Source organism: Kitasatospora sp. NPDC093558 (assembly GCF_040683475.1).
Classification (GTDB): Bacteria; Actinomycetota; Actinomycetes; order Streptomycetales; family Streptomycetaceae; genus Kitasatospora.
Window position 1 is genome coordinate 1 of sequence record NZ_JBFBDY010000373.1, and the last position, 6,231, is coordinate 6,231.

Below are 6,231 nucleotides of genomic sequence, written 5' to 3' on the forward strand. Positions count from 1 at the left end.
GCCTCGGCAACGCCGCGCTGGCCTCGGCCCGCCGCAAGGCGCCCGGCTTCGCGCTGCTCGGCGAGCCCGGCGAGGCCCGTGACATCGTCATGGAGCTCAAGTCCGTCGCCGACGTCGCCCTCGTGGGCTACCCGAGCGCCGGCAAGTCCTCGCTGATCTCGGTGCTCTCCGCCGCCAAGCCGAAGATCGCGGACTACCCGTTCACCACGCTCGTCCCGAACCTCGGCGTGGTCACCGCGGGCGACACCGTCTACACCATCGCCGACGTGCCAGGACTGATCCCCGGCGCCAGCCAGGGCCGCGGCCTCGGCCTGGAGTTCCTGCGCCACGTCGAGCGCTGCTCGGTGCTCGTGCACGTGCTGGACTGCGCCACCCTGGAGCCCGGCCGCGACCCGCTGAGCGACCTGGAGACCATCGAGGACGAGCTCGCCCAGTACGGCGGCCTGGACGACCGTCCGCGCCTGGTCGCGCTCAACAAGGTGGACGTCCCGGACGGCCAGGACATCGCCGACCTCACCCGCGCCTCGCTGGAGGAGCGCGGCTACCAGGTGTTCGAGGTGTCCGCCGCCTCCCGCAAGGGCCTGCGCGAGCTGAGCTTCGCGGTGGCGAAGATCGTCGCCGAGGCGCGCGCCGCCAAGCCGGTCGAGGAGTCCACCCGGATCGTGCTGCGGCCCACCGCCGTCGACGACGAGGGCTTCACCATCACCGAGGAGGACGGCGCCTACCGCATCCGCGGCACCAAGCCGGAGCGCTGGGTCCGCCAGACCGACTTCTCCAACGACGAGGCCGTCGGCTACCTCGCCGACCGCCTCGCCCGCCTTGGCGTCGAGGAGAAGCTGTGGAAGGTCGGGGCGCACGAGGGCGACACCGTCATCATCGGCCCGGACGAGAACGCCGTCGTCTTCGACTGGGAGCCGACCATGGCCGCCGGCGCCGAGATGCTCGGCCGCCGCGGTGAGGACCACCGCTTCGAGAACCCGCGTCCGGCGGTCGACCGCCGCCGCGAGAAGCAGAAGGGCCGGGACGCCGCCGAGCAGGAGTTCCTGGAGTTCGAGGCGCTGTCGAGCGGCCGGCAGGCCGCCATCGAGGGCGACGACGAGGACTGAGCCGGTCGACGCGAAACGGCCCCGCCACCTTCGAAAGGGTGGCGGGGCCGTTTCGTGTGTTCGGATCCGACGGGACGTCACTTCGTCCAGGCGGCCTGGACCTTGGTGATGTCGGCGGCGTCGCCGTAGCCGACGAACGCCGGGGTGGAGCCGGGCGCGAAGCTCACGATGTCGCAGCCCTTGAACGCGACGCCCTTGGTGGCGCCCGACCAGCTCGGGGTGTTGCACTTGGCGACCGGCGTCGACGAGGACGGGTTGGCGAACATGCCCAGGTTGCCGCCGGCGTCGAGCACCTTGAACTTGGAATCGGGGGCGCTGAAGGTGAGCTTGCTGTCACCGAGGTTCTTGATGGTCCAGCTCACGTAGAACAGTGAACGGCCGTCCAGGCCGGCCGTGTTGGCCTTGGCGTCCTGGAGGTCCTTCAGCGAGCCCGGCTCGATGCCGGTGACGGTGATCTCCAGCTTGGCGGCGGTGTTCGAGGTCTTGTCGGTGAAGTCGACGGTGGCCGGCTGGCCGAACTTCACCGAGGTGCCGGCCTGCGGCAGGCCCTTGCCGCCGGCAGCGCCGCCCGTCGCGCCGGCGGTGCCGGCAGTGCCGGCACCGCCCGCGGCGGCACCGGTGGCCGCGCCGGTCGGGGCGGCCCCGCCCGTGGCAGCACTGCCGCCGGTGGCGGCGCCACCCGTGGCCGCGCCGGTGGCCGCTCCGGTCGGCGCGGCGGCCGAACCGGTGGAGCCGCCCGAGGCGGCGTTGGTGTCCGAGTTGTCCGGGCCGCAGGCGGCCAGCGACAGGGCGGTGGCCGCCGCCAGCGCGGCGACGGTCAGCTTCGTGGTGTACGAACGCATGGTGCGCTAACTCCTGGGCGCGCGACCGCGAACCGTTGCCGGCATGCCCAGTGCGGTGCCGCCCGATGGCATTGGGTGTCGAAGACGAGTGGGTCCAGCGGGCAAGAAGCCGTCCCCCGATCTGGCTTTCGGTCAGGGACCATACCAGCCATCCGGATTGGCGGCCGGGCTGTGGCGAGGCCGTGACAGGGCCGGGTCCAGCCGGTGAAACACCCTGCGGACGACCTGCACGGATCGCGTAGATTTCGGGGGTGACGGCCGGTCCGGGCCCCGGCGGCCCGGTCCACCCGGCGGCCGTACCCGCACCACACCGGAAGGGCGTACAGCGAGATGAGCGACGACTCACTGCGGCAGGAGGTGCTGACCGCACGGCGCATCGTCGTCAAGGTCGGCTCCTCCTCGCTCACCACCGCGGCCGGCGGCCTGGACGCCGACCGCGTCGACGCCCTCGTGGACGCGCTCGCCAAGGTGCGCACCCGCGCGGACGCACCCGAGGTCGTCCTGGTCTCCTCCGGCGCCATCGCCGCCGGCCTCGCCCCGCTCGGCCTGGAGAAGCGGCCAAAGGACCTGGCCCGCCAGCAGGCCGCCGCGAGCGTCGGGCAGGGCCTGCTCGTCGCCCGGTACACCGCCTCCTTCGCGCGGTACGGCATCCGGGTCGGCCAGGTGCTGCTCACCGCCGAGGACGCCAGCCGGCGCGCCCACTACCGCAACGCCTACCGCACCCTCGACCAGCTGCTGGCGATGGGCGCGATGCCGGTCGTCAACGAGAACGACACCGTCGCCACCGCCGAAATCAAGTTCGGTGACAACGACCGGCTGGCCGCGCTGGTCGCCCACCTCGTCCGGGCCGACCTGCTCGTCCTGCTCTCCGACGTGGACGGCCTCTACGACGGCGACCCGGCCCGCCCCGGCACCAGCCGGATCGCCGAGGTGAGCGGCCCGCACGACCTCGACGGCATCGAGATCGGCAGCGCGGGCAAGGCCGGCGTCGGCACCGGCGGCATGGTCACCAAGGTCGAGGCGGCCCGCATCGCCACCGGCGCCGGCATCCCGGTGGTGCTCACCGCGGCCAGCCACGCCGCCGACGCGCTGGCCGGCCGGCCCACCGGCACCCTGTTCCTGCGCACCGGCAGCCGCACCTCCGACCGGATGCTGTGGCTGGCCCACGCGAGCAGCCCGCGCGGCGCCCTGCACCTCGACGCGGGGGCCGTCGCGGCGGTCGTCTCCGGGGGCGCCTCGCTGCTCCCGGCCGGGGTCGTCAAGGTCGACGGTGAGTTCGCCGCGGGTGATCCGGTGGACCTGATTGCCGAAAACGGCCACATCGTGGCGCGCGGGCTGGTCAACTTTGATGCGAGGGAGTTGCCCCGCCTGCTCGGCCGGTCCACCCGTGACCTGGCCCAGGAGCTCGGCGCCGCGTACGAGCGGGAGGTCGTCCACCGCGACGACCTGGTCGTCCTGCGCGGCTGACCCGCCGGAGCGGGACGGGTGCCGGCCGGGGGCCGCTCCGCACGGGGGAGGGGCCCGGCCGACGGGCGAGGAGGGGCGCAGCCGTACGCGCCGGCCGAGCGCCGGCGGGACGGGTGGGGGGACGACAGGGACATCGCCGAACAGGAGGCCGCCGGTGGAACGCAGGCGCGAGGCAGCGCTGACCGGTGGAACGGCGGGCCGGCGGCTGACCAGCATCGACGGCGGACGCGGGGACGGCCCCGCCGAGCCGTCCGGTCCGCCACCCGGACCCGGCGGGGTGCGCAGGCTGCGGCCGGAGCGCCGGGACGCGGGGGAGCCGCCGACCGTGCCCGAGCAGGCCCGGCTGTGGCACGTGGTGCTGAGCGTGGCCGGGCAGGTCACGCCGCTGTCCTCGCTGCGCGCCTCGCTGGAGCGGCTCGCGCACGACCACTCGTTCTTCCTGACCGCCCGGTACGCCGCCGACCACGCGGAGATCCGCTACTGGGAGCAGGCCAGGGACCTGCACGACGCGGCGGCGATCGCGCTGCGGCTGTGGGGCGAGCACAAGGTGACCGCGAACCTGCCGCCGTGGGAGATCGTCGGCCTGGAGGTCGTCGACCGGGCGACCTACCACAAGCGGGTGGCGGAGGGCTTCGGCGATCCGCCGCCGCACCTGGGCGGGGTGCACCCGTACTGACGCGCCCCGGCTGAGGCACCCGGGCTGAGGCACCCGGGCTGAGGCACCCGGACTGACCGGGCCGTTGCCGGGCGGGCGTTGTCGGGCGGGCCGTCTCAGCGGGCGAAAAGGCGGCCCGGCGGGCGTGGCGCAGTCGCTACCCTTGGCGCATGACCAGCGACCTCGCCACCGCCGACAGCCCCGTCCTCGCCGTAGCGCGCCGTGCCCGGGAGGCCGCCGCCGCGCTCGCCCCGCTGCCGCGCAGTGCGAAGGACGCCGCGCTGCTCGCGGTCGCGGACGCGCTGGTCGCCCGCAGTGCCGAGGTCGTCGCGGCCAACGCCGAGGACGTGGCCCTGGCCCGCGGGGCGGGGACGGCCGAGTCGGTGATCGACCGGCTGACGCTGACCGACGAGCGGATCGCGGCGATCGCCGCCGACGTGCGCAGCGTGGCCGGCCTGCCCGACCCCGTCGGCGAGGTCGTGCGCGGCTACACGCTGCCGAACGGCCTGGACGTGCGCCAGGTGCGGGTGCCGCTCGGCGTGGTCGGCATCATCTACGAGGCCCGGCCGAACGTGACCGTCGACGCCGCCGCGCTCTGCCTCAAGTCGGGCAACGCGGTGCTGCTGCGCGGTTCGGCCTCCGCCTACCGTTCCAACACCGCCCTGGTCGCCGTCCTGCGGGACGCCGTCGTCGCGGCCGGGCTGCCCGCGGACGTGATCCAGCTCGTCCCGGGCGAGAGCCGGGACTCGGTGCAGGAGCTGATGCGCGCCCGCGGCCTCGTGGACGTGCTCATCCCGCGCGGCGGCGCCTCGCTGATCCGTGCGGTCGTCGAGGGCTCGACCGTGCCGGTGATCGAGACCGGCACCGGCAACTGCCACGTCTACGTGGACGCGCGGACCGACCTGGCGATGGCCGTCGGCATCCTGCTGAACTCCAAGGCGCAGCGGGTCAGCGTGTGCAACGCGGCCGAGACGCTGCTCGTCCACCAGGACGTCGCGGAGGCCTTCCTGCCGCTCGCCCTCGCCGCCCTGGCCGGTGCCGGGGTGACGGTGCACGGCGACGACGCGGTGCTCAAGGCCGCCGAGGGCACCGGCGCCACCGTCGTGCCGGCCACGGACGAGGACTGGGGCGCGGAGTACCTGTCGTACGACATCGCCGCCGCCGTGGTGCCCTCGCTGGACGCCGCCGTCGAGCACATCCGCCGCTGGTCCTCCGGCCACACCGAGGCGATCGTGACGACCTCGCAGGCCGCGGCCCGGCGCTTCACCCAGCTGGTCGACTCGACCACCGTCGCCGTCAACGCCTCCACCCGCTTCACCGACGGCGGCGAGTTCGGCTTCGGCGCAGAGATCGGGATCTCCACCCAGAAGCTGCACGCCCGCGGTCCGATGGGCCTGCCGGAGCTGACCAGCACCAAGTACATCGTCACTGGTGACGGGCACGTCCGGGGCGAGGCGGCGCAGACCGTGGGCGGGGACGCCGCCGCCGTCTGAGCGGGGGCGGACGGGGCTGCCGGGCGGGGGCGGACTGGGGGCGCTGAACAGCGCGAACGGGGTCCGCGTCACACGTGTGACGGACCAACTGGCAGGAGCCACAGACAAATCGCCCGCCCGGTAATACGCTGAATCCGTGGCTGAGGATGTGGGGGGCTTGCCGTACCCCGACGGCTCCGACCACGGTGGTGCGGACGACGAGTTCGCCACCGTGGTCTTCGACGAGGCCTTCGTCCGGTCCGCCGCCGTGCACGAGCCGACGGCCAAGGAGCGGCAGCTCGCCGCTGCCGAGGCCCGGCTGGAGCCGGACACCGCGGGGCCGGGCTGGGGCTATGACGTCCCGGTGGGGGACGGGGTGCCGCTGGAGCTGCGCCCGTACCCGAGCCGGCTCGACGACGACCACCTCTACCCTGACCCGTGGTCAGGGCCGGGCCGGGCGGTGGGCCGTTCGGGCCGCCGCCGGGGCCGGCGCGACGGCGACCCGGTGCGGGCGCACGGGCGCTACGTCGCCCAGCAGCGCTGGCACCGGCCGGTCGCGTGGGTGCTCGCGGTGATCATGGGCGTGAGCCTGGTGGCGGTCGCCGTCGCGGCGATCTACCAGGGCGTGGGCGGCTCCTCCGGCGCGCCCCGGCGGCCGGAGTCCGGCAGCAGCAGCGCCGGGGTCGACC

General features: G+C 74.5%; 6 protein-coding genes. 5 read left to right on the top strand and 1 reads right to left on the bottom strand.

Annotated features, from left to right (window positions below):
* The coding region (obgE, locus tag AB0O00_RS26655) for a GTPase ObgE (RefSeq protein WP_363655867.1) at nt 1–1,106 on the top strand (1,106 nt) is incomplete at its 5' end.
* 77 nt (nt 1,107–1,183) lie between these two features.
* Here obgE and AB0O00_RS26660 read toward each other — a convergent pair.
* Nucleotides 1,184–1,948, bottom strand: coding sequence for a hypothetical protein (locus AB0O00_RS26660; protein ID WP_363655869.1), 765 nt, complete (start codon nt 1,946–1,948; stop codon nt 1,184–1,186).
* A 330-nt stretch (nt 1,949–2,278) separates the two neighbouring features.
* On the opposite strand from AB0O00_RS26660, the gene proB reads away from it, so the two are divergent.
* The 4 genes from proB to AB0O00_RS26680 all read left to right on the top strand — a co-directional run.
* Nucleotides 2,279–3,415, top strand: coding sequence for a glutamate 5-kinase (gene proB / locus AB0O00_RS26665; protein ID WP_363655871.1), 1,137 nt, complete (start codon nt 2,279–2,281; stop codon nt 3,413–3,415).
* A 154-nt stretch (nt 3,416–3,569) separates the two neighbouring features.
* The gene (locus AB0O00_RS26670; protein WP_363655873.1) at nt 3,570–4,091 is read left to right on the top strand and encodes a hypothetical protein; all 522 of its coding nucleotides are present in this window, start codon (nt 3,570–3,572) and stop codon (nt 4,089–4,091) included.
* Between the two features lie 149 nt (nt 4,092–4,240).
* Nucleotides 4,241–5,563: a glutamate-5-semialdehyde dehydrogenase gene (locus tag AB0O00_RS26675; RefSeq protein WP_363655875.1), complete on the top strand. Its 1,323-nt coding sequence runs from the start codon at nt 4,241–4,243 to the stop codon at nt 5,561–5,563.
* A 148-nt stretch (nt 5,564–5,711) separates the two neighbouring features.
* The coding region (locus AB0O00_RS26680; protein ID WP_363655877.1) for a hypothetical protein at nt 5,712–6,231 on the top strand (520 nt) is incomplete at its 3' end.